We start from the raw sequence: 21,836 nt of genomic DNA, 5'->3' as shown, positions 1-21,836 counted from the left end.
GTGGTCGAGGGAATCAACAATAAACTTAAACTAATAAAACGGAGAGGCTATGGCTTTAGAAACTTTCGGAATTTTTGGGTTAGAAGTATGTTATCTTGGCATCTTGTATGTTGATTTAGCATAAAGGGTAACGAAGAGCCTTAAGTGCTGATTATGGTAAGATAATTAACGAAAAACAATTTGACCGTCTGATTGACTTTCTCCAAGATGGTGAGATTGTTTTTGGCGGTAAAACTGATCGAGAAAATTTATATATTCAACCAACTTTATTAACTAATGTTTCCCTCGATGCTCCTATTATGCAAGGGGAAATATTCGGACCAATTTTACCGATCATTGCCTTTAGCACTTTTGAGGAAGCTTTAGCAATTATTGCTAAAAACCCTAACCCTCTAGCTTTTTATCTGTTTACTACCAAGGCAAAAACCGAAAAGAAATGGTTAGAATCTGTCCAGTTTGGGGGAGGTTGTATTAACAACAATAGTTTTCATTTTACTAATCCTAGTTTACCCTTTGGTGGTCGTGGAAATAGCGGTATTGGTAACTACCATGGTCGTTTTTCCTTTGAGAATTTTAGTCACCAAAAAGCGATTATGAAAACACCTCTTTGGTTCAATCCCGCTTTAAAATATCCGCCTTTTAAGGGTAAATTAAACTTATTTAAGTTATTGGTTCGCTAAAAAGCTAAGTAGGTAGGTGTTAAAAACTGTCAGATACCCCCCTTATTAAGGGGGATCCCCCCGCCTATCGGCACCCCCCTTATCAAGGGGGGCAGGGGGGATCGGCACCCCCCTTATTAAGGGGGGCAGGGGGGATCAAAGGCAAAATCTATCTTCAATTTAATTATAACTACTTACTTACAGTTTAAGTTAAAGCTTTTAAGAGAGCTTGAAATTTCATCTGAATTTCTGCTAGTTCTTTTTCCGGATCGGAACCGGCAACAATACCCGCACCGGCGTATAATCGCGCTCGATCGCCTTTAATTAATGCCGAACGAATACCAACAATAAACTCACTATTATTTTGACAATCAATCCAACCCAAAGGAGCGGCATAAAGAGAGCGATCAAAGGTTTCATAATGACGAATTTGTGCTAAAGCGATCTCGGTGGGAACCCCAGCAACAGCAGGAGTGGGGTGTAGTTGGGCAACAATTTCGAGGGGATGGATGGAGGGTTTTAGTTTGGCATGAATAGGAGTCCAGAGATGTTGAATATTGGAGAGTTTTAACAATCTAGAGGGAGAATTTTGCGGATTTAAGCCAATTTGTCGCAATTTTTGGTTAATAAAGTCACTAACAGCCCGATGTTCCCGTTGTTCTTTTTCACTAGCGAGGAGTTTATTGGCTAAAAGAGCATCTTCGATCGCATTTTCTCCCCGGGGGGCGGATCCCGCTAAAGCATCGGTGATTAATTGCCCCTGATGGACGGTTAACAAGCGTTCGGGACTAGCGCCAATAAAATGATCTCCCCGTCCATTGCCGAGGGAAAAAGTGTAGCAATCGGGATGACGCTGACGCAAATTATCGAGACAGTTTACCAGATGAAAAGGACGGGGAGAAATCACGTCAAGAGCGTGAGCGAGGACAATTTTGCTAAATTTTTGAGCATGGATAGATTGGAGGGCATCGGCAACAGCCGCTTGAAAATTATAGGTAGGATGAATATAATAACTACAGGGATCCTGACGGGGATTTTGTCGGCAATTGCTCGAGTTATTTTGGATAATTTTGAGGTTATTAATAGTTTCTTCGAGGGAGTTTTCTATTTCTTCTTCGCCGGTGATTAAGAGATTGGTCAGGAAAAAATATTCCGACTGTTTTTTGATAATTTGAAACTTAGGCAGGGTTAGGGTAGCTGAGGGAAAGGGAGTAGCTGTTGCCGAGTCGAAAAAAGTGAAACTGCAAAAGATGCGGGGAGTAATCTCGCTATAGTTATCAATTTTGATAATTCTTTGTTGACAGTTTTCAATAAATTTTTGAGCTTTTAAAAAACGTTGTTTGCCGTGGAAAGTGGCAGCAAAGGCGATGCCGTAGCCGAGAAGAGCGGTTTCCCGTTCGGGATTTTCCCAATAACAATGGGTGGGATAGCTAGGGGCAATCCGAGAGAGAATTTCTAGGGGATCAAGGGGGGAAATTTTTTGACAAAAACTGACGATCAACCGATTTCCCTTTTCTGCGGCTAACAGTTGCGGGTTGAGGATAAAGTCATAGAGGCCGCGAAGATCAGCAATCGGACTATCAGGATAGGAAAGGCGAGGAACGGCAGAAGTCATGTCAAGTTTTTTGTATTTTTTGCAAAAAAACCATGATTAATGGTATGTAATCCCCACAGATGTGGCCAGAGTCAGCAATCTCTTTTTAACTATGGTATCGGAGAAAGGGTCTTTAGGCAGAAAGGGAAGGGGATATTTGTGACGATTAGCCGGGTTGGAGACAAATGAAGGCTTAAAATCTCCAGAGATGGCTATTATTTAAATGGGCAAAAAAATTAATTTAATAATTTCTACTTTACAAGTTTGTGGAAATTGCCACCACGGGACAAGTGGGGATACATTGTTCACAAACCACACAACGGGAACGCAAAAACTTGAGACGAAAACTTTCGGGATCAAGGGTTAAAGCTTCCGTGGGACAAACTCCCGTACATAACCCACAATCGACGCATTTTTCTTCATCAATGACGATTTCGCGACTAACTTGGGAAACGCCAATATTTTGTAATTGTAACCATTCGATCGCCGCTTCCAACTCATCGATATCTCCCGATAATTCTAATACTAATGTTCCCACTTGATTGGGGGCAACTTGGGCGCGGATAATATTAGCGGCGATGTTAAAATCCTTTGCCAGTCGATAGGTAACGGGCATATGGACGGCTTTTTTGGGAAAAGTGAGAGTAACGCGTTTTTTCATGCAGCCTTTCCGATCTAAAGAATCTTTTTTGCTTATTTGCCGAAAACGGCTGGAATTACAATAGCAGCAGTAGCGGCAACGATTAGACCAAAAGCCAAATTAACTACCTGTTGATCAGCTTTTTGGTAGGTATCGATGCTAAGACTAAGTTCACGGATTTGGTTGATCACGTCTCCTAGCTTTTTTTCAATGTTTTGAAGGTTACTTTCTAAAGTTTCTAATCGCCCCTCAATTGTATGAACATTCCCTTCTAGCCTTTTTAGCTGTCCCTCTATTCGATCGAGTCTTTCTTCAGTCATAATTATTACCCATCTCTAACTTGATTGTAACTCAATCGACACCAATACTAAAAGAGCGCAGCAATCGTTACAATAGGACAAAGTAAACTTTGATTAAATGTCCATGACAGCCACCACACCCACCAACAAAACCAGAAATCTGCTGCTGGCAGTAACGGCAGTTATCCTTAGTGTAGCGATTTTCTTCGGGTTTCAAACCACCGCTAGTTCCGTATCTTTGGAAGCGCAAGCGGAAAAAGCGACACCTTTCGAGCTTGCCCTCAGCAATGGTAAACCCACCCTGACAGAATTTTATGCTAATTGGTGTACCAGTTGTCAGGCGATGGCCCCTGAAATTGCCGAAATTAAAAAACAATACGGTAATGCCATTAATTTTGTCATGCTCAACGTTGATAATAATAAATGGTTGCCGGAAATTCTCCGTTATCGTGTGGATGGTATTCCCCATTTTGTCTTTTTAAATAACCAAGGACAGCCAGTTGCCCAAGCGATCGGAGAACAACCAAAATCAATTTTAACTGCTAATTTAGAAGCACTTTTAACTAATTCTACCCTACCCTATGCCACCACTACGGGAGAGACTTCTGATTTTAATATCCTTGTGGGCGCTAGTCAAACCGATCCCCGCAGTCACGGCAGTCAAGTTAAGCAGTAAGCAGTTATCAGTTATCAGTAATCAGTAATCAGTAATCAGTTATCAGTGGAAAGCTTAGGGCTGAAAGCTATCATTCAAGAGTCAACTATCAACTAAGTACATTTCATTGACTAAAACCTTTTAATTATGGCGATTATTGTCCAACATTTGACCACAGGTAACGAATATATATTTCTAGGAGTTAGTGGGGGTGAAAGTAAGAATATTTTACCCACCAAAATGTTAGGAGATTTCTTCGCAACGGAGGCTCCAGATAAATCTCGATCGGTGACGGTTTGTGATGATCAAGGCCGGATACTTTGGTTTCCCGTCACAGAAATAATTGTGGTGGAGGTAGATGGTCAAAAACCCGAAGAATTATTACCAGAAATTATCGCTCCTGAACCAGTTCCTTTACAATTAGATAAAGAGAATCAACCTCAGTCCCCAGAAAATCAAGGAAACATCGATGAATTTGCCGAAGATGACGATTGGATCTAGAATTAAATATCTAATTTTAGCGGGAATAATTGCCCTATTTGCTATTGGCTTTAATTCCCTCTATTCTGTTTCTCAAAACTCGATCGCTTCCTTCCCCGTTGCCGAAGTTCAACCCCAATATCTTAACGATTGGACACCGCAATTAGAGGCAGAATTTCAACAAAGGGCCAAGCAGGTTATTAACCATTTTGCTAAGGCAGAAAGTTATGGCAATTTGTGGGGAGAAAACGAGAAAAGATCCTATCCTATGGCCATGTTTGATTTCTTGGCAGGAAACCGGCAAAAAGCCCTAGATTTCCTGCAGCAGGATGACCCACAAAAACGGGAACAGGCCCACACCGATTATATAGATTATTATTTTTCTTTTACCCTGAAAGGACAAATTAGAAAATATTTTCTTCTCGGAAAGTATCTCGATCCTGTTTATCGTCAGAGAATGTATAATGCGGCGAAAATTTGGACAGAAACCGACCCTTTACAACGCCCCCATCCTATCCATAGTACTGGCCAAGGCACGGGTAATGATTGGAGTATGAAAAGACGGGGTTTATGGGTAGATAGTCGCAATACTGATAACCTGCGAGCGATGCGCGAAACATCGGTTTATCTGATGGCCGAAGAAACAGGAAATGAAGCAACTCGTCAAATTTATAAGAGCAAAATTAAGCGTTACGTTTCAGCTTTATATAACATCGGTATGGGAGAATGGGATTCAGAAGTTTATCACGGTCATACCTTTGCTCCCTATCTCAATCTCTACGATTTTGCTCAAGATACGGAAGTTAAACAATGGGCAAAAATGGCCTTAGATTGGTTATCCATGGCCGCTAGTGTTAAATATTATCGCGGTGGTTGGGGTGGCCCTGTAAAACGCGATTATGGTGATGGCCATGGCGTAATGCGATCGGGTGCAGCCCGCACTTTTTGGTTATACTTTGGTGATACTCCCGTCGCCAATAATCGCCCGGAATTGGACTCTCTTTATCTAATTACCAGTCGTTATCGTCCTCCTTTAGCAGTGATGGAATTAGCCCGAAAAAACTTTAATAAACCGGTAGAAATTCTCGCCAGTAAACCCCTATATGAAAACTGGAAACCGGGCAATAATCAGAGTCCGGGTTATTGGGAAACTCAATTTATTGGGGCTAGTTATCAAATGGGTAGTCTGGCGGGAACTTTCCCCGATGGCGATGTGGCCCCGTTTAAATTAATGGCCTTTAATCAAGACAAAGGGGTGGATTTTTTTGTGGCTAACACTGGCAACAATGGCGTAAAACCGGGCAAAAATCCCGGGGATGAAATCGGACAATATCGTAATCTTTTAATCTGGTTACGACCAGCAGATCAAGCTTTTTTCTGGCAATTACCGAAAACTGCTAAGGTAGAAAAAGATGATAATATCTGGTTTATTCAATTAGAAAAAACTTGGTTAGCTCTGAGATTAATCAATCTTTCTTCTCCTGAAATAATCGATATTCCTAATTCCCCTTATCCCGATGATAACACCTACCAAGCTTTACCCACAGGTAACAATTATGCGGGTTTTGCTCTGGAAGTGGGAGAAGCGGCAACCCAGGGCAGTTATGAGAATTTCAAGAGCATATTTAAGCAAAAAAGTCAAGTAAATTTAACTCAAATTAACCAAGGCAGCCTCTTATTTAAAGGCAGTCAAGGGCAGAGTTTACAATTTACCTATAATCAAATCAATCTACTGCCGATGTTAATTCGTAACGGTCAAAAGCACGATTGGTTAAAAAATTTCGCCCTTTATAACAGTTTAAGTCGAGATAACTCTCCTGTTTCTTTGGGTTGGAAAAAGGGCAAATTAACCGTCAAAGCAGGGAAATATAAGTTTTCCAATGCTTTGATCCTCTCCTCTCCTTAAGTTAGTTATTCTCGACTATTTATTCAGCAGACCCTAGTTATGAGGAAAGGCAAAAGGCAAAAGGCAATAGGCAATAGGCAGCTTTGTTCTCCCCACTTCCCCACACCCCACCTGCCCCCCCGATGTCGGGGGGGGTTGGGGGGGGGTCACACCCTGTCCCCACGAAAAACTTTTTCAGCAGACCCTATTTATGAGGATTGATCAGACCATTTGCGCTTGATTTAATACCTCTTGCAATTCTTCTCCTTCGATTACTTCCGTGGTCAAAAGATTAGCAGTAATCGACTCTAATAAATTGCGGTTGTGACTGAGAATTGCTAGGGCTTTTTGGTAACTAGCGTCGATAATTTGTTTAACTTCTTCATCGATCGCTTTGGCCGTATTTTCTCCGATCGAACGCCGGGGACTACCCTGATTATTACCTAAAAAATTAGCCTGTCCTGTTTTATCGTAGGCTAGGGGACCCAGGGATTTACTCATACCATAAATTGTCACCATTCTTTCCGCAATATCCGTCGCCCTTTGTAAATCATCGGAAGCGCCATTAGTGACACTGCCAAAAATTAATTCTTCGGCTGCCCGACCGCCCAATAACATAGTAATTTGTTCTTTAAATTCGGTTTCTGTCATCAAAAAACGGTCTTCCGTGGGAATTTTCAGGGTATAACCCAAAGCGGATAAACCCCGGGGAACGATGGAAATTTTCTCGACGCGACCACCTCCCGGCATGACAGCACCGACTAAAGCATGGCCTACTTCGTGATAAGCGACGATTTTCTTTTCTTTTTCCGATAAAACCCGACTTTTCTTTTCTAAGCCAGCGATAACTCTTTCTATCGCTTCTTTAAAATCAATTTGACTGACTTTTTCCCGATTATTACGGGCAGCCAAGAGAGCAGCCTCATTGACGAGGTTGGCTAAATCGGCACCGGCAAAACCGGGGGTTTGGGTGGCGATCGCTTTGAGGTTAACATCTTCACCCATCTGGACTCGTTTGGCGTATATCTGCAAAATTGCCAATCTTCCCGCTAAATCGGGACGATCCACCAAAACTTGGCGATCAAAGCGCCCCGGACGCAATAAAGCGGCATCAAGAGTCTCTGGGCGATTGGTGGCGGCTAAAACGATGACGACGGCTTCTTTGGGGCTAAAACCGTCCATTTCTGTCAAAAGTTGGTTTAAAGTCTGCTCGCGCTCATCATTGCTGCCGCTAGTTCCCGATCCCGAACTTCTCGATTTACCGATCGCGTCCAATTCATCAATAAAAATGATGCTAGGGGCATTTTTCTTCGCTTGGGCAAATAGATCCCGCACCCGGGCTGCCCCGGTCCCGACAAATAACTCCACGAATTCCGAGGCCGAAATGCTAAAAAACGTCACTCCCGCTTCCCCCGCGACCGCTTTCGCTAAGAGAGTTTTCCCCGTCCCCGGCGGTCCGACTAAGAGAACACCCTTAGGAATACGCGCCCCAATTTTATTAAAGCGCTCGGCATCCTTGAGAAATTCGACGATTTCCTTTAACTCGGTTTTTGCTTCCTCGGCCCCGGCCACATCACCGAAGGTAATCGGATATTTTTCGCCGTCTCCGTAAACTTTAGCGAGATTTTTGTTAAAAAGCAGCGATTTACGGGTGTCATCGTTGCGATAGAACAGAAACTGCATGGCGGCGACTAAAATTAAGGGAGGAACCACCCAAGCGAGGAGAGTGGTGATCCAACTGTTTTCGGCCACAGGAATCGCCTCGAAGATTACGCCTTTTTGCTGTAATAGTTGGGGTAATTGGGGGTTATAAACTGGAATCGTGGCAAAGACTCGTCTGGAGACTAGATTACTGCTTGGTTTGCTTGCCAGAGAACTAGAATCACCGTGAAAGGGATTACTTGATTCTGGGGGATTAACGGGGGGATTACCCGGAATAGCCAGGGATTCTAAAGGATTTTTTAATTGATAATAGATGACTTGATTGCCAATTCTGACCTTACTGATGTCGCCCCGTTCCACTTTACTGATAAATTCGCTGTAGGGTTCGAGGGTAATATTGGACAATTCTGAGGGACGAGGGATAAGAAAATAGCCTAAAACGGCAACACCAGAACAAATGATCAGGATTTTGCCTAACAGAGGCAAACGCGACCAGGAAAATTGATTATCTTCTTGATTAGTCATAATTTTTAGGGTGGGTCAGAGTGAAAATGCAAAGTTCATACTAACAATTCCCTGTCTCGATCGCCTTACCGATGGGATAGGATAGAGGATGGAATACTTGGTAGCGAGCGAGCGACAAACGAGAGAAATCCCATGAATTTAGTTAGCTTAGAGAACTTTCTCGATAACACTTCTTTTTTAGTCCTGTTTTTAACCATGCTGGTTTATTGGGCCGGGGCAGCCTTTCCTAGCATACCTTTGTTGCCCGGCCTGGGCAGCACGGGAGTGGCCATCGCTAACCTCTGTATCGCCGCTTTATTGGGGGCGCGCTGGTTAGAAGCGGGTTATTTCCCCATCAGCAATCTTTACGAATCTTTATTCTTTCTCGCTTGGGGTGTAACTGCGGTTCATTTAATTGCTGAGTACACTAGCCGCAGTCGCCTGGTGGGGGTGGTGACGACTCCTGTAGCCATGGGGATTACTGCTTTTGCCACTTTGTCCTTACCCGGGGAAATGCAAACTTCGGCGCCCTTGGTTCCAGCTTTAAAATCGAATTGGTTGATGATGCACGTTAGCGTCATGATGTTAAGTTATGCTGCTTTGATGGTGGGTTCCCTGATGGCGATCGCTTTTCTGATCGTCACTAGAGGTCAAAATATCGAGTTAAAAGGCAGTTCCGTGGGTACGGGAGCCTATCGTCTGCAAAATAAGTTATCTACCACTCTTTCTGCCCCAATTTTCATGGAAACGGCTAACGGTGGCACAACCGCCCTTTTAACTCCCACCTTAACAGCGATGGCGACTCTTTCGCCCCAACGTCTTAGCTTGGCGGAAACCCTCGATAATATCAGTTATCGGGTCATTGGTCTCGGTTTTCCCCTTCTCACTATCGGTATCATCGCCGGGGCAGTTTGGGCCAATGAAGCTTGGGGTTCCTATTGGAGTTGGGATCCGAAAGAAACTTGGGCGCTAATCACTTGGTTAGTGTTTGCCGCTTATCTCCATGCCCGCATTACCCGGGGATGGCAGGGAAGAAAACCAGCTATTCTAGCGGCCAGTGGTTTTGTTGTGGTTTGGGTATGTTATTTAGGGGTGAATCTTTTAGGTAAAGGTCTTCATTCCTACGGCTGGTTTTTCTAAATCAGTTATAGGGGTGGGGTGTGGGGTGTGGGGTGTGGGGTGTGGGGTGTGGGAAGAATAAATAAAAAATAATCTTCTGACGACCGACGACCGACTCCTAACCCCACCAACAAACTTTTTGCCGCAAACCATAAATAATTATAAGTAGGGAGGCACAATTATTTGTAGGATGGGTTAGCGGTAGCGTAACATAATCTGGCGTTGGGTTTCATGCTTCAACCCAACCTACGTTCATCTTATATTTAATTCCACCCACCCACTTAACTTCTCAAAAATTATAAAAAATGATCGAGCGGAAAACTACTATTAAAAATCTGGCTTTAATTGCCGGTGTGCATGGCAATGAACTAACTCCCGCTTATTTGGTTAAATACCTGCAAAAGTCACCTAATCTTATTGCTCGCAGCAGTTTTCAATCCCACAGTCTCATCGCTAATCCCTTAGCCCTAAAGCAACGGGTTAGATATATCGATACGGATTTAAATCGTTGTTTTAACCAGAAAGATTTAGTTAATCCCGATTGTCAGCAATACGAACAAAAACGAGCCAAAAAAATAGTTAAAGAAATCCGAGAAAAATCCATTGATTTATTAATCGATATTCACAGCACCACATCTAATATGATGCTGGCGATTATTTATTCTAACCCCCATCCTTGGCTATTAAAACTCTTTACCTATCTGACTAAAATTAATCCTGAGGTGCGCTTAATTTATCATCCCGTCAGCGAGGAAGAAAATCATTTTCTGAAAGGAATTTGTCCCCTAGCTTTTACCCTAGAAATCGGTCCGGTTAACCATGGGGTCATCTGTCCCTATCTTTTTCGTCAAACCGAAACACTTATCTATCAAATCCTAGACTATATCGAACAGGAAAATTATCTCGCTGCCCATCTCGATACTTTCAGCGAATCCCTCACAGTTTACCAACGTTTAGGATCGATCGATTATCCTAGGGATGAACAGGGTGAAATTAAAGCCATGTTACATCCTCAGATTCTCCAACGAGATTATCAGGCAATTCAACCTAATCAACCGATTTTTCTAGGATTTGATGGTCAGGAAATTATCTATCGTGGTGAATCTGAACTATATCCTATCTTTGTCGGAGAATCTTCCTATAAAGAAAAAGGAATCGCCCTTTGTTGGACAGCAAAAAAACAAATCGATATTAATTAGTACCTCCACAGCAGTTTTCCTGAAAAAAAAACAGGTCTAAATAAGGGAAAAGCCACTATGACCTTTACTTCTGATTCTCTTTTAGCTGAACGTTACCAACTACAACAACGCCTAGGAAATACCGCTATCGGTCGTCAAACTTGGTTAGCTACCGATATATTATCCCAGGAATCGGTAATTATTAAACTCCTCGCTTTTAGTCCCCAGATGGAGTGGGAAGAATTAAAATTATTTGAACGGGAGTCCGCCGTTTTAGCTTCTCTCTATCATCCCCGTATTCCCCGCTATCGCGATTATTTTTCCCTCGATAAAAATCAAGGTGACGGGATTCCTTGGTTTGTACTTGTACAAGATTATATACCGGGAGAATCCTTAAGCGATCGCTTAGAAAGGGGGCAACGTTTCACCCCTACGGTAATTCGGAATATTGCCCAAGAAGTTCTCGAAATTCTCATTTATTTGCATGAATTATCACCCCCAGTATTACATCGAGATATTAAACCTAGTAATTTAATTATTAACTCGGAAAATAACGTTTATTTAGTGGATTTTGGCGCAGTCCAGTCTAAGGGTGCAGTGACGGGAGTTACTTTTACTGTGGTGGGAACGAGTGGTTATGCACCCCTAGAACAATTTTGGGGACGGGCGGTTCCCAGTTCTGATTTATATGCCTTGGGCATGACTTTAATTCATTTATTGACGGGAATTGTGCCGATAGAACTGCCCCACCGCGACTCTAAAATTCAATTTCGCCAACTGGTGACAATTGATGATGATTTAATCGATTGGTTAGAAACTATGACTGATATGGCGGTAGAAAAGCGGTTTAAAAGTGCCAGAGAAGCCCTAAAATTTCTTCAACATCCCTACCATCGTCAAGTATCAAGTTTAATCGATCCTAAGAAATTACCAAAACCTCCCCACAGTTCCATCCGTATCGCTAAACACCGGGATAATTTAGAGATTAATTTACCCCCCAAAATTAAGCTACCTTCCGATAAGCCTACCCTCTGGTCTTTGGCGATTGTCCTTACTGTCACTGTTTTTATCTCCCCGATTCTTACCTTTATTATAGCTCTAATTGGTTTTATTTGTTTGCGGGAGATGCAATTAATTCTTACCCCTCAAGAAGTTTTAATTAAATATAAACTCTTCAATTTTATCTACAAAAAATTTGCTTTTAAAACTCAAGATTTATGGGGTATTTTTCTTCATAGTAATGGCACAGAAGGTAACTATCAGATTCGTCTGCGGACGGCTAAAAATTATTATCTTATCGGCCAGAATCTCCGCGAGGATGAATGTCTCTGGTTGGGACAGGAAATCCAAGATTGGTTAAATTTTATCAAATATAACGTTTCTCATCAAGAGGAAGTGTAGCCTGACAGGGTATCATCTCCTGACTTGAAAGAGGGTGTAGGGTGTGGGGTGTGGGGTGTGGGGTGTAGGAAAGGAAACCTCTTTCATCTGTGGGGGTGAAAATTTTTTCATCGGGACTGACTACCCAAAAGGAGAACTTTGTACCTCACCATTAAGATAAATGAGAATCAATTCAAGAAATCCTAGGAATTAGTCGGTAGGCATTTTCCCTTTTTTAACCTTAATCTTGCAAAGATCACCCTATCTTGGTAGTATAATAACTGATTTACATTTCCTCGGCTACAGGACGGCAATTATTAAATCGGATTAGGAATTGCCAAAAGGCGGCCATGAAATGTTAGTTATTAGTGGAGAAGAAAAAATGAGCTCTGAAATTTACAAAAAAGTCAGCTTGTTGGTTTTGTATCAAGGGGTTTTTGATAATGCTATTGGCCAGGCATTTATTACCCTATTAGCTACGGATAATGTTGCCGATTTTCTCAAAGCTTATGGTCAATGGTTTCAAGCTTTAGCATCTAAAAATATCAGTTGGAATGATTTTCTAATCGAACAAATTCTCTTAGATGATAATCCCTTTAGTCAACAGGTACAGAAAAAAAGTGTTTGGGAGTTACCCGAATCTTTAATTAATGGCGTTAAACAGGATTTATCTATCCTCCAATCTCTTTATAACTCTAGCATTTATAGCTTAAGCAGTTCGACAATTTTTGAACAAATTAAATTTCTAATTTTCCCCGCTTGGGAAGTGGAAAATAAATTAGAAAGTTTGCTGCATTCCAGTTCAGATTGGACGGAATTAGTCGAAGATTTAGCAGATTATTATCGCAAATGTGGTACAGGAATTTTTGCCCATTATCCAGCTTTAAGGTGGCAAGAAGGCAGATTACAAGGAATTACTCATCCCGATACCGTGCAGATTCAAGACATAGTCGGTTATGAAACGCCCAAGGAAACCTTGATTAAAAACACTGAGTTTTTATTGGCAGGTTATCCTGCTTTAAATGTCCTACTCTATGGCAGCCGTGGTTCTGGAAAATCCTCTCTAGTCAAGGGACTATTGCCAAAATATCATAGTCAGGGATTGCGCTTAATTGAAGTGGCAAAATCGCAATTAAAAGACCTACCATTAATTATTGAAATCTTGCGAGATTTGCCTCAAAAATTTATTATCTTTGTCGATGATTTATCCTTTGAAGAAGACGATGAAGCTTTTAAAGCTTTAAAGGTTATTTTAGAGGGAAGTCTCACCGCTAGACCGAAAAATGTCGTAGTTTATGCCACTTCTAATCGCCGACATTTAGTCAGAGAATTTTTTGCGGATCGACCGCAACCAAAAGATAGTGATGAAGTGCATAATTGGGACACAGTACAAGAAAAATTATCCTTTAGCGATCGCTTTGGTTTAACCCTCACTTTTGAACCAGCTAATCAAGAAAAATATCTGGAAATAGTGCGCCATTTAGCCAGTTTAGCTAAATTAAAAATTAGCTTAGAAGACTTAGAATTTCGTGCCAAACAATGGGCAACCCGACATAATGGGCGATCGGGAAGAACTGCTAGACAATTTATTGATTTTCTGCAAGGAGAATTAGGATTAAAAGGTAGCATTAAGTAAGTGGTTCTAATTAAATAGAAGATAGATTTTGCCTTTGATACCACCTTGATCCCCTTGATAAGGGGGGTGCCGATCCCCCCTTAGTCCCCCCTTAATCCCCCCTTAATAAGGGGGGATATGACAATTTTTAACACCTACCTACTTAATTATGTTATGATCAAATAAAAGAAGCTCTAATCTGGAAAAATGTTGACTTCATCTCCCCCTAAAACCCTCAGCTTAGAAGAATATCGTAATTTAGAAACTAGAGCGGAAACTAAACACGAATATCACAACGGGGAAATTATCGAGATGACAGGGGGAAGCATCAATCATAATAGTATTCTCATTAATCTTATTGTCCTGCTAAAATTGGCTTTAAGAGGACCTAATTATCGTCTTCAATCTAGCGATCTACGTCTATGGATACCCCAATATAATCGCGGTTTATACCCAGATTTAATGATCATTGCTGGGGAACCATTATTTAGTGATAATCGCAACGATGAAATCTTAAATCCCTGTGTAATTATCGAAGTTTTATCCCCTTCCACCTCTAGTTATGATCGGGGTGATAAATTTCGTTATTATCGTTCTATACCCCAATTAAACCAATATCTTCTCGTCAGTCAAGGGGAGATATTAATAGAATCCTATAGCAAAACATCAGAGAATAATTGGTTACTGCAAGAATACACCCCAGCCAGGGGAATTATATCCCTAGATTCTTTAGGAATTAGCTTAAATATTGCCGATATTTACGAAGGAATTAATTTTAATTGAAGAATAATTGACGAATGATAACCTTTTTTTTCTGTGATCTAGGTTATAATCGGGAGGATTAAAAATTCTGTGACAGAGAAAATGCTAACTCGATCTCCTACCAAAACCCTCAGCTTAGAAGAATATCGTAGTTTAGAAACTAGAGCGGAAACTAAACACGAATATCACGACGGGGAAATTATCGAGATGACAGGGGGAAGCATCAATCATAATCGACTGGTACGCAATTTAATTCGCTTGTTAGACAATGCTTTAAGGAAAACTATTTATGAAGTCTTTCCCAGTGATTTGCGACTATGGATACCCCAATATAATCGCGGTTTATACCCAGATTTAATGCTCATTGCTGGGGAACCATTATTTAGCGATAATCGCAACGATGAAATTTTAAATCCCTGTGTAATTATCGAAGTTTTATCCCCTTCCACCTCTGGTTATGATCGGGGTGATAAATTTCGTTATTATCGTTCTATACCCCAATTAAACCAATATCTTCTCGTCAGTCAAGGGGAGATACTAATAGAATCCTATCGCAAAACCTCAGACAATAATTGGTTACTGCAAGAATACACCCCAGCCAGGGAAATTCTCTCTCTAGATTCTTTAGGAATTAGCTTAAATCTTGTCGATATTTACGAAGGAATTGATTTTAGTCTCAACTCCTAACTTTAGCTATCTTTTAAGAAGACGTACTAAAAACAATTTTACCATCTTTTACCGCTACTAAACGCAAAGTTAAAGGTCCAGATGTATTAGTTTTACTAGCAGCAACTGCCTCAAGTGTCTCGATAGAATTACCCGACTTTTTCACTTGACCAATAAAGTTAACTACCGTAGTTAATAAACCATCTTCCACTTGAATTGACCCTAAAACTCCCGCACTTCTAGCGCGAAATTGAGCCGAAGCTAAGAGTAAATCTAAGCGCTTTTGTAGGTCTTCTTCTGTCATATTTTGGGGATCAATGGAAACGGCAGCGATTACCTGTTTCTCCTCAAAAACTCTTTGATTGGGAACCACATCAGCAAAGACACGAATCTCGGTTTCTCCTAAGACATAATTACCTGCTGAAAGGATTCTCACCACATATTCTTTACCGTCCTGTAATTGTTGACTTAACTGTTCTACCTGTGCTTTTGTGATCTTAACTAAACGCTGGTCAAAATTAGGCTGATTCGGTTGGGTGGCACGGATAGCATTTATATTCGCTTCTCGCAATAACTTATCAATAACAGCGACAATAGCTTGGGGATCGACAATACGAAAAGCTCCAAAAGATAACACCTGTCCCCGGAAAATAGCGATTTGTTTTTCCCGCAATTCTTGATAGGTTTGATAGTATTGTTCTAAAACTTCCACTTCCCGCTTCAGAAAAGCCATTTGGGTTTCTAAATCCTTTAATTTTCCCTCGCGCTGTTCCAAAGCCAAATTTTTATCCACAATCGATCGATCGAGTTCTCCAATACGTTGATCCCGGCGATCAATTTCTAGCTGTAGGGTTTTTTGTTGAGTTTCCAACTGTTGAAGTCGCGCTTGTCTGGTTGTTAATAACTTTTGTTGATTAGCTAACTCTTTATCTCTAATTTGAACGGTGGTTTGTAGTTGATTGATCTGACTAGAAAGAATTGATTTTTGTTGGAACAATTGCTCCCGTTGACTGATTAACTCTGCCTTTTGATTAGTTAAAATAACTCGTTCATTATTTAAATTAGCCACTTCCTTACGAAACTTTTCCAACTGTCCTGAAACTAATCGCAAACGTTGACGAGAAGCTTGATAATTTTTATTAAGAACCTCTAGACGTTTCTGCACAGCTATCTGTTCACTTTTAGCCGTTTTTAAAGCTTTTTCCACTCGATTTTTTTGTTCGGTGGTTTTTCTTACCTGACTTTCCAAATCCTTAATAGCGGCACGACGTTCATTTAAAAGACGATCCAGTTCAAAAACCCCTTGACGCAGGGATTTACTAGAAGCAAATAAGACAATTAAAGTCGAACTGGCGATCAAAATTCCCGTTACAATCGTCATTAAAGTTGCGGTTTGTTTCGGACGCAGATTAAATAAACGCATCCTTTTCTTACCGATACGGCTACCTATGCGATCGCCAACCGCAGCTATCAGACCACCTAAAACCACGATGGCCAAAACTAAAATATAAGCGCTAGTCATCCAGAATTTAAGTAAATTGTTGACTGAGAGCGACGGGATTATGGACGGTAATTTTCTTCTTGTAAATTGAGACCATTTCCTGATCCCGCAGCTCTCCCAATAAACGGGTGACAGTGACGCGAGTAGAACCGATCGCTTCTGCGATCGCTTGGTGAGACAATTTTAGATCCACCCGGATGCCATCGGTGGTGGGAACCCCAAAATCACGACAGAGAATTAACAAAAAACTGACCAAACGTGAACCCATATCCCGGTGAGCTAAGGTTTCGATCATCATTTCCGTTTGCAGAATCCGCGAGGACAAACCCTGCAGCATCAACATTGATAAATCGGGATTATTGCGGAGGGATCTTTCTACCTGATCGATCGGGGCCGAGAGTAATTCTACCGGAGTAAAAGCCACGGCATGATAAAAACGATCCGATCGCTGACCAGTCAGTAAGGATAGCACACCAAAGACGCTATTTTCCCGCAGTAGAGCCACGGTAATTTCTTCTCCCGCTTCATAGACTCGCGATAACTTAACGGCTCCTTTCAGCAAAAAATAGACTCTTTCGGCGGGATCTCCAGGGAAAAAGATCGTTTTGCCACGCTCGAACAATTCCACCACCGGGGGGAAATTGCCGCTGCCGATTCGACGGAACACATCTGCTAGGGGTTTATCTTGTATTAATGATAAGTCCATCTCACATCCAAAAAAGGGGAAAATTGTTTTTATTATGCAACGAGTGTCACCTCTATTAAACATAACCGCTGCCTAAACTGGGAAAAGTTTTGGGCGCTTTTTGCCAGACAATGGGGGAGGGGTGATCATTGCTGCCCCGTTATCTGTATCCCTATTATACCGAATCTCGCTGGGGTCGGCTATTGGGGAGATTTTTGTAAGAGAAACGAGAACTATGTTAGATTTAACGGGAAAAAACGCCCTAGTGACAGGAATTGCCAATAATCGCTCGATCGCTTGGGGAATTGCCCAACAACTCCATCAAGCTGGTGCAAATATCGGTGTCACCTATCTCCCCGACGAAAAAGGCCGCTTTGAGAAAAAAGTGCGAGAATTGGCCGATGAACTTAATCCCGCTTTTTATGTCCCCTGCGATGTCCAAAATGACCAACAGGTAGAAGATACTTTCGCTACAGTGGCGGAAAAATGGGGTAAACTGGATATTTTGATTCACTGTCTCGCTTTTGCCGATAAAGAGGGTTTAACGGGCGATTTTACCGCCATCCCCCGGGAAGCTTTCACTAAATCCCTAGATATTAGCACTTTTTCCCTAACTCGTCTAGCGCGATCGGCTAAACCTTTGATGACGGAAGGGGGAAGTATTATCACTCTTACCTATCTCGGTGGTGTCAAGGTAATTCCTAACTATAATTTAATGGGGGTGGCAAAAGCTGGTTTAGAAATGAGTGTTCGCTATTTAGCTGCGGAATTAGGGGGACAAAAGATTCGAGTTAATGGTATTTCCGCCGGTCCAATTCGCACCTTGGCATCTTCGGCCGTGGGGGGAATTCTTGATATGATCCATCATGTGGAAGAAATCGCTCCTTTACATCGCACGGTGACACAAATTGAGGTGGGAAATACGGCCGCTTTTTTAGCCAGTGATCTTTCTAGTGGTATTACTGGACAGATTATTTATGTAGATTCCGGTTACGAAATTATGGGAATGTAGTTTTAAGTAGGGTTTGAGTAGCCGAGAGGAAAAAGATTTCGAGCCTATTCTACACCTTCTCCAGAGGATTTAGTATAACTTTTAGATATGGATAAAGCTGGTATTCCTATTAGTTCGCTTCAAATAATTTACAAATCTCTTTAATAGAAATAAAGATACCGAGAACAGCCGCTAACAAAAGAAGGATTTGACTATCCGAGCCAAGGCAATTCTGAAAATTTTCATCGGTTAACACTTTATGGACCACCTTAGACATTGCCAAGACAGCCGATAAACTTAACCCAGAAACAAAAATAATTTCTAGATAAGATTTATTGTTTCCCCGTCTTGATTGTTTTTTTGTAACCAGTGCCACGCTTGCGGTAATAAGCAAGGTTCCGATTAACAAAAGAAAGTTTTCAATGTTAACAATCTTCATCAAAAATTTATGCTGATTTTGTTTTCCTAAAAGTAATATACCATCCGCAGCCTGCCGCTAATATCGCACCAATAACCGCACCGTAAACTCCCGCAATCGATCCCCCTAGGGCCGCACCTCCCACCGTTACCACCATCAGGCGATCGGCTTTATCCCAAAATCGAGGGGAATCAGCACCCTCCTGATCAAGGGGGGATCGGATTAATTTTTGGGCAGTTTTTACCCAATCTTGGCTAGGAATAACATCATTAATAAATAGGGACCCGAAATCTAAACTATCGGGAAAAGTGACGCTTAAACTTTTGGCGCGTTCTTGGTTAGCATAGGCTGCGTCTAACTCTTCGATCGCTTTTTTATAAGCTTTTTCTAGGGGAGGATAATCCTTGACAAGTTGCCGCAATTGTGTTGCTGCCTGGGGTTGTTCTTCCTTTAATAATCGTTCAATTTCTTTGAGCGATCGCTGTAGATATTCTGGCAAGGGTTCAGTCTGCTGTGCGAGGGCAATTAGCAGCGCTTCAAGATCGATAATTGTTTTGGGAATTTCCATAAGTTAGTCCTGTCCAGTCAGGGTATAGGCTGCCCAATGGTAAGGATCGCTGTATTCTGTTAGTTGATCTAGCCCTATTTTACCCAGAGAACAAATCGCCCACCCTCGGTCAGACTAAGCTTGATGGTCATCGGATTTAATGGCTACCGCTTGGTAGTAAGAGGCGATCGCTTCTGCCCATCTGCCTAAATTCCTTAACGCATTCCCTCGGTTGGTCCAAGCTTGATGGTCATCGGGTTTAATTTCTAAAGCTTTGTCGTAAGATGCGATCGCTTCTTCTAATCTGCCTAAATTCTTTAACGCAATCCCTCGGTTGTACCAAGCTTGATGGTCATCGGGTTTAATTTCTAAAGCTTTGTCGTAAGAGGCGATCGCTTCTGCCCATCTGCCTAAATTACCTAACGCAACCCCCCGGTTAGTCCAAGCTAGATGGAAATCGGGTTTAATTTCTAAAGCTTGATCGTAAGAGGCGATCGCTTCTGCAAATCTGCCTAAATCATCTAACGCAACCCCTCGGTTGTACCAAGCTTGATGATAATCGGGTTTAATTTCTAAAGCTTGATCGTAAGAGGCGATCGCTTCTGCCCATCTGCCTAAATTACCTAACGCAACCCCTCGGCCGGACAAAGCTTGATGGAAATCGGGTTTAATTTCTAAAGCTTTGTCGTAAGATGCGATCGCTTCTGCCCATCTGCCTAAATTACCTAACGCATTCCCTCGGTTGTACCAAGCTTCATGATAATCGGGTTTAATTTCTAAAGCTTGATCGTAAGAGGCGATCGCTTCTGCCAATCTGCCTAAATCATCTAACGCAAACCCTCGGCCGTACCAAGCTTCATGCTTATCGGGTTTAATTTCTAAAGCTTTGTCGTAAGATGCGATCGCTTCTGCCCATCTGCCTAAATTACCTAACTCAACCCCTCGGTTGTTCCAAGCTTGATGGTCATCGGGTTTAATTTCTAAAGCTTTGTCGTAAGATGCGATCGCTTCTGCCCATCTGCCTAAATTACCTAACGCAACCCCCCGGTTAGTCCAAGCTAGATGGAAATCGGGTTTAATTTCTAAAGCTTGATCGTAAGAGGCGATCGCTTCTTCTAATCTGCCTAAATTCTTTAACGCAATCCCTCGGTTGTTCCAAGCTTCATGCTTATCGGGTTTAATTTCTAAAGCTTGATCGTAAGAGGCGATCGCTTCTGCCAATCTGCCTAAATCATCTAACGCAAACCCTCGGCCGTGCCAAGCTTCATGCTTATCGGGTTTAATTTCTAAAGCTCGATCGTAAGATGCGATCTCTTCTGCCCATCTGCCTAAATTACCTAACGCAAACCCTCGGCCGTACCAAGCTTCATGCTTATCGGGTTTAATTTCTAAAGCTTTGTCGTAAGATGCGATCGCTTCTGCCCATCTGCCTAAATTACCTAACGCAACCCCTCGGTTGTACCAAGCTTCATGGTAATCGGGTTTAATTTCTAAAGCTTTGTCGTAAGATGCGATCGCGCCGATAAAATCCCCATTGATTAGTTTCTGGTATCCTTGCTCAAACCAGAATGCGACATCCTGAACCACTTCCGTTAAATCCGTCTCCTTTGAGTCTAGATTTTCCTCCTCCACACCGGAAACATCCCTCACCGCGTCGCGTAACTGGAGGCTAATCCGTTGGGACACTTCCCCCAGATTTCCCGTCATCACCTTCCCTAAAGCCGCCAGATCCCGCCCTAAAGTTTGATAATCTTCCGGATACTGTAGCCATTCCTCGCTTTTGACCTCTAACCACCGCGCCAGCTTTTTATCGTCACAATGGCGACTGTATAGCCATCCCCGTAACCCGCCGGTAGTGGTTCCCGCCGCTACCTGCTCGAATAACCCCATCAATATCCCTTCATATTCCCCATCGCTGGGTTCTGGAGGAGTATTTTTGACTTCTTTGGGGTTAATTGCCCTCGGACTGCCAATAAAGAGCGATTTTAGCCAATTCCAGAGCTTTTTTAGTAAGGATAGCATCGAAGAAAAGCGGGAAAGGAAGATAAGGAAATTATATCTCTACTGCCGAAAGTCGTCCCTTTCGGGGTTCATACTCGTCCTAAAAGGGGAAATCAGCAATCAAACTTCTGAAAATACCCTAGCGATCGCTATCTCCCGGCGAGCGAGCCATTTCTAAGACCTGTTCAAGAGACAATCCCAGAGAAGCGGCGATTTCTTGGGGATTAACCCCCGCTCGCAATAATAAGGGAACAGAAGCTAATTTTCCGATGATTTCCCCTTCTTGGCGACCTTCTTGACGACCTTCTTGGCGACCTTCTTGACGACCTTCTTGGCGACCTTCTTGGCGACCTTCTTGGCGACCTTCTTGGCGACCTTCCTGGCGACCTTCTTGGCGACCTTCTTGGCGACCTTCCTCTAGGGCCTCCTGAAACACACGCGTCTGTCTTAACTCGCTTAGACTAAACATAGCTTCTATCTCCTTTCGAGTAATCCGCGGCAACTTGTAAATCAAAATCGTCTCTATTAATTCTAAAAGTTCCTGTGGGCGATTTTCTACCCCCGTTTCCCTCACTCGCACGATTAACTCTCTTCC

21 protein-coding genes and 1 pseudogene are annotated in these 21,836 nt (G+C 42.3%); 12 read left to right on the top strand and 10 right to left on the bottom strand.

Annotation, left to right across the window (positions count from 1 at the left end):
* On the top strand, window positions 1–114 hold a 114-nt coding region (locus tag O9324_RS02780), incomplete at its 5' end, for a transposase (RefSeq protein WP_130758671.1).
* A gap of 26 nt (window positions 115–140) precedes the next feature.
* Window positions 141–680 (top strand): annotated as a pseudogene (locus tag O9324_RS02775) (aldehyde dehydrogenase family protein); the annotation flags it as partial.
* Window positions 681–864: 184 nt separating this feature from the next.
* Here the strand turns inward: O9324_RS02775 and O9324_RS02770 are convergent.
* The 3 genes from O9324_RS02770 to O9324_RS02760 all read right to left on the bottom strand — a co-directional run bounded on the left by O9324_RS02770 (window position 865) and on the right by O9324_RS02760 (window position 3,213).
* Window positions 865–2,274: an isochorismate synthase gene (locus O9324_RS02770; protein ID WP_288139416.1), complete on the bottom strand. Its 1,410-nt coding sequence runs from the start codon at window positions 2,272–2,274 to the stop codon at window positions 865–867.
* 235 nt (window positions 2,275–2,509) lie between these two features.
* Complete coding sequence (locus tag O9324_RS02765) at window positions 2,510–2,914, bottom strand: NIL domain-containing protein (RefSeq protein ID WP_002760353.1); 405 nt, start codon at window positions 2,912–2,914, stop codon at window positions 2,510–2,512.
* A 32-nt stretch (window positions 2,915–2,946) separates the two neighbouring features.
* Window positions 2,947–3,213, bottom strand: coding sequence for a ssr2422 family thylakoid membrane protein (locus O9324_RS02760; RefSeq protein ID WP_002772185.1), 267 nt, complete (start codon window positions 3,211–3,213; stop codon window positions 2,947–2,949).
* Window positions 3,214–3,316: 103 nt separating this feature from the next.
* On the opposite strand from O9324_RS02760, the gene O9324_RS02755 reads away from it, so the two are divergent.
* The 3 genes from O9324_RS02755 to O9324_RS02745 all read left to right on the top strand — a co-directional run bounded on the left by O9324_RS02755 (window position 3,317) and on the right by O9324_RS02745 (window position 6,233).
* The gene (locus tag O9324_RS02755; RefSeq protein WP_043995638.1) at window positions 3,317–3,868 is read left to right on the top strand and encodes a thioredoxin family protein; all 552 of its coding nucleotides are present in this window, start codon (window positions 3,317–3,319) and stop codon (window positions 3,866–3,868) included.
* 126 nt (window positions 3,869–3,994) lie between these two features.
* Window positions 3,995–4,348 carry a hypothetical protein gene (locus O9324_RS02750; RefSeq protein ID WP_002772182.1) on the top strand — a complete coding sequence of 118 codons (354 nt, stop codon included), beginning with the start codon at window positions 3,995–3,997 and terminating at the stop codon, window positions 4,346–4,348.
* Window positions 4,317–6,233, top strand: coding sequence for a hypothetical protein (locus O9324_RS02745; RefSeq protein ID WP_288139415.1), 1,917 nt, complete (start codon window positions 4,317–4,319; stop codon window positions 6,231–6,233). The genes O9324_RS02750 and O9324_RS02745 overlap by 32 nt, the downstream gene beginning before the upstream one ends.
* A gap of 201 nt (window positions 6,234–6,434) precedes the next feature.
* On the opposite strand, the gene ftsH is transcribed toward O9324_RS02745, so the two are convergent.
* The gene (gene ftsH / locus O9324_RS02740) at window positions 6,435–8,399 is read right to left on the bottom strand and encodes an ATP-dependent zinc metalloprotease FtsH (RefSeq protein ID WP_288139414.1); all 1,965 of its coding nucleotides are present in this window, start codon (window positions 8,397–8,399) and stop codon (window positions 6,435–6,437) included.
* Window positions 8,400–8,531: 132 nt separating this feature from the next.
* On the opposite strand from ftsH, the gene ccsB reads away from it, so the two are divergent.
* From ccsB to O9324_RS02710, 6 genes are all read left to right on the top strand, one after another.
* Entirely contained in the window at window positions 8,532–9,518 is a 987-nt protein-coding gene (ccsB, locus tag O9324_RS02735) for a c-type cytochrome biogenesis protein CcsB (protein ID WP_002797576.1), read from the top strand.
* A gap of 284 nt (window positions 9,519–9,802) precedes the next feature.
* Window positions 9,803–10,696 carry an aspartoacylase gene (locus O9324_RS02730; RefSeq protein ID WP_190358946.1) on the top strand — a complete coding sequence of 298 codons (894 nt, stop codon included), beginning with the start codon at window positions 9,803–9,805 and terminating at the stop codon, window positions 10,694–10,696.
* Between the two features lie 57 nt (window positions 10,697–10,753).
* Complete coding sequence (locus O9324_RS02725; RefSeq protein WP_288139413.1) at window positions 10,754–12,076, top strand: serine/threonine protein kinase; 1,323 nt, start codon at window positions 10,754–10,756, stop codon at window positions 12,074–12,076.
* A 361-nt stretch (window positions 12,077–12,437) separates the two neighbouring features.
* Window positions 12,438–13,691, top strand: a complete 1,254-nt coding sequence (locus O9324_RS02720; RefSeq protein ID WP_288139412.1) for an ATP-binding protein — start codon at window positions 12,438–12,440, stop codon at window positions 13,689–13,691.
* A 186-nt stretch (window positions 13,692–13,877) separates the two neighbouring features.
* Window positions 13,878–14,453 (top strand): Uma2 family endonuclease, encoded by a 576-nt coding sequence (locus O9324_RS02715; RefSeq protein WP_190358949.1) that lies wholly within the window; start codon window positions 13,878–13,880, stop codon window positions 14,451–14,453.
* Between the two features lie 81 nt (window positions 14,454–14,534).
* Window positions 14,535–15,119, top strand: a complete 585-nt coding sequence (locus O9324_RS02710) for a Uma2 family endonuclease (protein WP_288139411.1) — start codon at window positions 14,535–14,537, stop codon at window positions 15,117–15,119.
* Window positions 15,120–15,132: 13 nt separating this feature from the next.
* On the opposite strand, the gene O9324_RS02705 is transcribed toward O9324_RS02710, so the two are convergent.
* Both O9324_RS02705 and ntcA read right to left on the bottom strand, forming a co-directional pair.
* Window positions 15,133–16,620: a DUF3084 domain-containing protein gene (locus O9324_RS02705; protein ID WP_288139410.1), complete on the bottom strand. Its 1,488-nt coding sequence runs from the start codon at window positions 16,618–16,620 to the stop codon at window positions 15,133–15,135.
* 7 nt (window positions 16,621–16,627) lie between these two features.
* Window positions 16,628–17,305 (bottom strand): global nitrogen regulator NtcA, encoded by a 678-nt coding sequence (ntcA, locus tag O9324_RS02700; protein ID WP_002793163.1) that lies wholly within the window; start codon window positions 17,303–17,305, stop codon window positions 16,628–16,630.
* A 214-nt stretch (window positions 17,306–17,519) separates the two neighbouring features.
* Between ntcA and fabI the strand changes: the two genes are divergently transcribed.
* Window positions 17,520–18,296: an enoyl-ACP reductase FabI gene (gene fabI, locus O9324_RS02695; protein ID WP_002740281.1), complete on the top strand. Its 777-nt coding sequence runs from the start codon at window positions 17,520–17,522 to the stop codon at window positions 18,294–18,296.
* 109 nt (window positions 18,297–18,405) lie between these two features.
* Here fabI and O9324_RS02690 read toward each other — a convergent pair whose 3' ends face one another.
* The 4 genes from O9324_RS02690 to O9324_RS02675 form a co-directional block, all read right to left on the bottom strand.
* Window positions 18,406–18,714, bottom strand: coding sequence for a hypothetical protein (locus O9324_RS02690; RefSeq protein ID WP_288139409.1), 309 nt, complete (start codon window positions 18,712–18,714; stop codon window positions 18,406–18,408).
* Between the two features lie 7 nt (window positions 18,715–18,721).
* Complete coding sequence (locus O9324_RS02685) at window positions 18,722–19,261, bottom strand: hypothetical protein (protein ID WP_288139408.1); 540 nt, start codon at window positions 19,259–19,261, stop codon at window positions 18,722–18,724.
* 114 nt (window positions 19,262–19,375) lie between these two features.
* Window positions 19,376–21,262: a tetratricopeptide repeat protein gene (locus tag O9324_RS02680; protein ID WP_288139407.1), complete on the bottom strand. Its 1,887-nt coding sequence runs from the start codon at window positions 21,260–21,262 to the stop codon at window positions 19,376–19,378.
* Between the two features lie 118 nt (window positions 21,263–21,380).
* Window positions 21,381–21,836 (bottom strand): DUF2887 domain-containing protein (locus O9324_RS02675; protein WP_288139406.1); only part of this gene is annotated, 456 nt, incomplete at its 5' end.

Origin of the sequence: Microcystis sp. LE19-84.1B, assembly GCF_027531875.1 — a bacterium.
GTDB lineage: Bacteria > Cyanobacteriota > Cyanobacteriia > Cyanobacteriales > Microcystaceae > Microcystis > Microcystis panniformis.
The sequence above is the reverse complement of the archived record's forward strand: the minus strand, read 5'-3'. Positions and strand labels throughout refer to the sequence as shown.

Excerpts from the sequence above, each read along its gene's own strand:
- O9324_RS02755 (WP_043995638.1), top strand. The coding sequence starts at position 3,317 with ATGACAGCCACCACACCCACCAACAAAACCAGAAATCTGCTGCTGGCA.
- ccsB (WP_002797576.1), top strand. The coding sequence starts at position 8,532 with ATGAATTTAGTTAGCTTAGAGAACTTTCTCGATAACACTTCTTTTTTA.
- O9324_RS02725 (WP_288139413.1), top strand. The coding sequence starts at position 10,754 with ATGACCTTTACTTCTGATTCTCTTTTAGCTGAACGTTACCAACTACAA.
- O9324_RS02685 (WP_288139408.1), bottom strand. The coding sequence starts at position 19,261 with ATGGAAATTCCCAAAACAATTATCGATCTTGAAGCGCTGCTAATTGCC.
- fabI (WP_002740281.1), top strand. The coding sequence starts at position 17,520 with ATGTTAGATTTAACGGGAAAAAACGCCCTAGTGACAGGAATTGCCAAT.
- O9324_RS02770 (WP_288139416.1), bottom strand. The coding sequence starts at position 2,274 with ATGACTTCTGCCGTTCCTCGCCTTTCCTATCCTGATAGTCCGATTGCT.
- O9324_RS02760 (WP_002772185.1), bottom strand. The coding sequence starts at position 3,213 with ATGACTGAAGAAAGACTCGATCGAATAGAGGGACAGCTAAAAAGGCTA.
- O9324_RS02715 (WP_190358949.1), top strand. The coding sequence starts at position 13,878 with ATGTTGACTTCATCTCCCCCTAAAACCCTCAGCTTAGAAGAATATCGT.
- ntcA (WP_002793163.1), bottom strand. The coding sequence starts at position 17,305 with ATGGACTTATCATTAATACAAGATAAACCCCTAGCAGATGTGTTCCGT.
- O9324_RS02705 (WP_288139410.1), bottom strand. The coding sequence starts at position 16,620 with ATGACTAGCGCTTATATTTTAGTTTTGGCCATCGTGGTTTTAGGTGGT.
- O9324_RS02680 (WP_288139407.1), bottom strand. The coding sequence starts at position 21,262 with ATGCTATCCTTACTAAAAAAGCTCTGGAATTGGCTAAAATCGCTCTTT.
- O9324_RS02690 (WP_288139409.1), bottom strand. The coding sequence starts at position 18,714 with ATGAAGATTGTTAACATTGAAAACTTTCTTTTGTTAATCGGAACCTTG.
- O9324_RS02730 (WP_190358946.1), top strand. The coding sequence starts at position 9,803 with ATGATCGAGCGGAAAACTACTATTAAAAATCTGGCTTTAATTGCCGGT.
- O9324_RS02710 (WP_288139411.1), top strand. The coding sequence starts at position 14,535 with ATGCTAACTCGATCTCCTACCAAAACCCTCAGCTTAGAAGAATATCGT.
- O9324_RS02720 (WP_288139412.1), top strand. The coding sequence starts at position 12,438 with ATGAGCTCTGAAATTTACAAAAAAGTCAGCTTGTTGGTTTTGTATCAA.
- ftsH (WP_288139414.1), bottom strand. The coding sequence starts at position 8,399 with ATGACTAATCAAGAAGATAATCAATTTTCCTGGTCGCGTTTGCCTCTG.
- O9324_RS02750 (WP_002772182.1), top strand. The coding sequence starts at position 3,995 with ATGGCGATTATTGTCCAACATTTGACCACAGGTAACGAATATATATTT.
- O9324_RS02765 (WP_002760353.1), bottom strand. The coding sequence starts at position 2,914 with ATGAAAAAACGCGTTACTCTCACTTTTCCCAAAAAAGCCGTCCATATG.
- O9324_RS02745 (WP_288139415.1), top strand. The coding sequence starts at position 4,317 with ATGAATTTGCCGAAGATGACGATTGGATCTAGAATTAAATATCTAATT.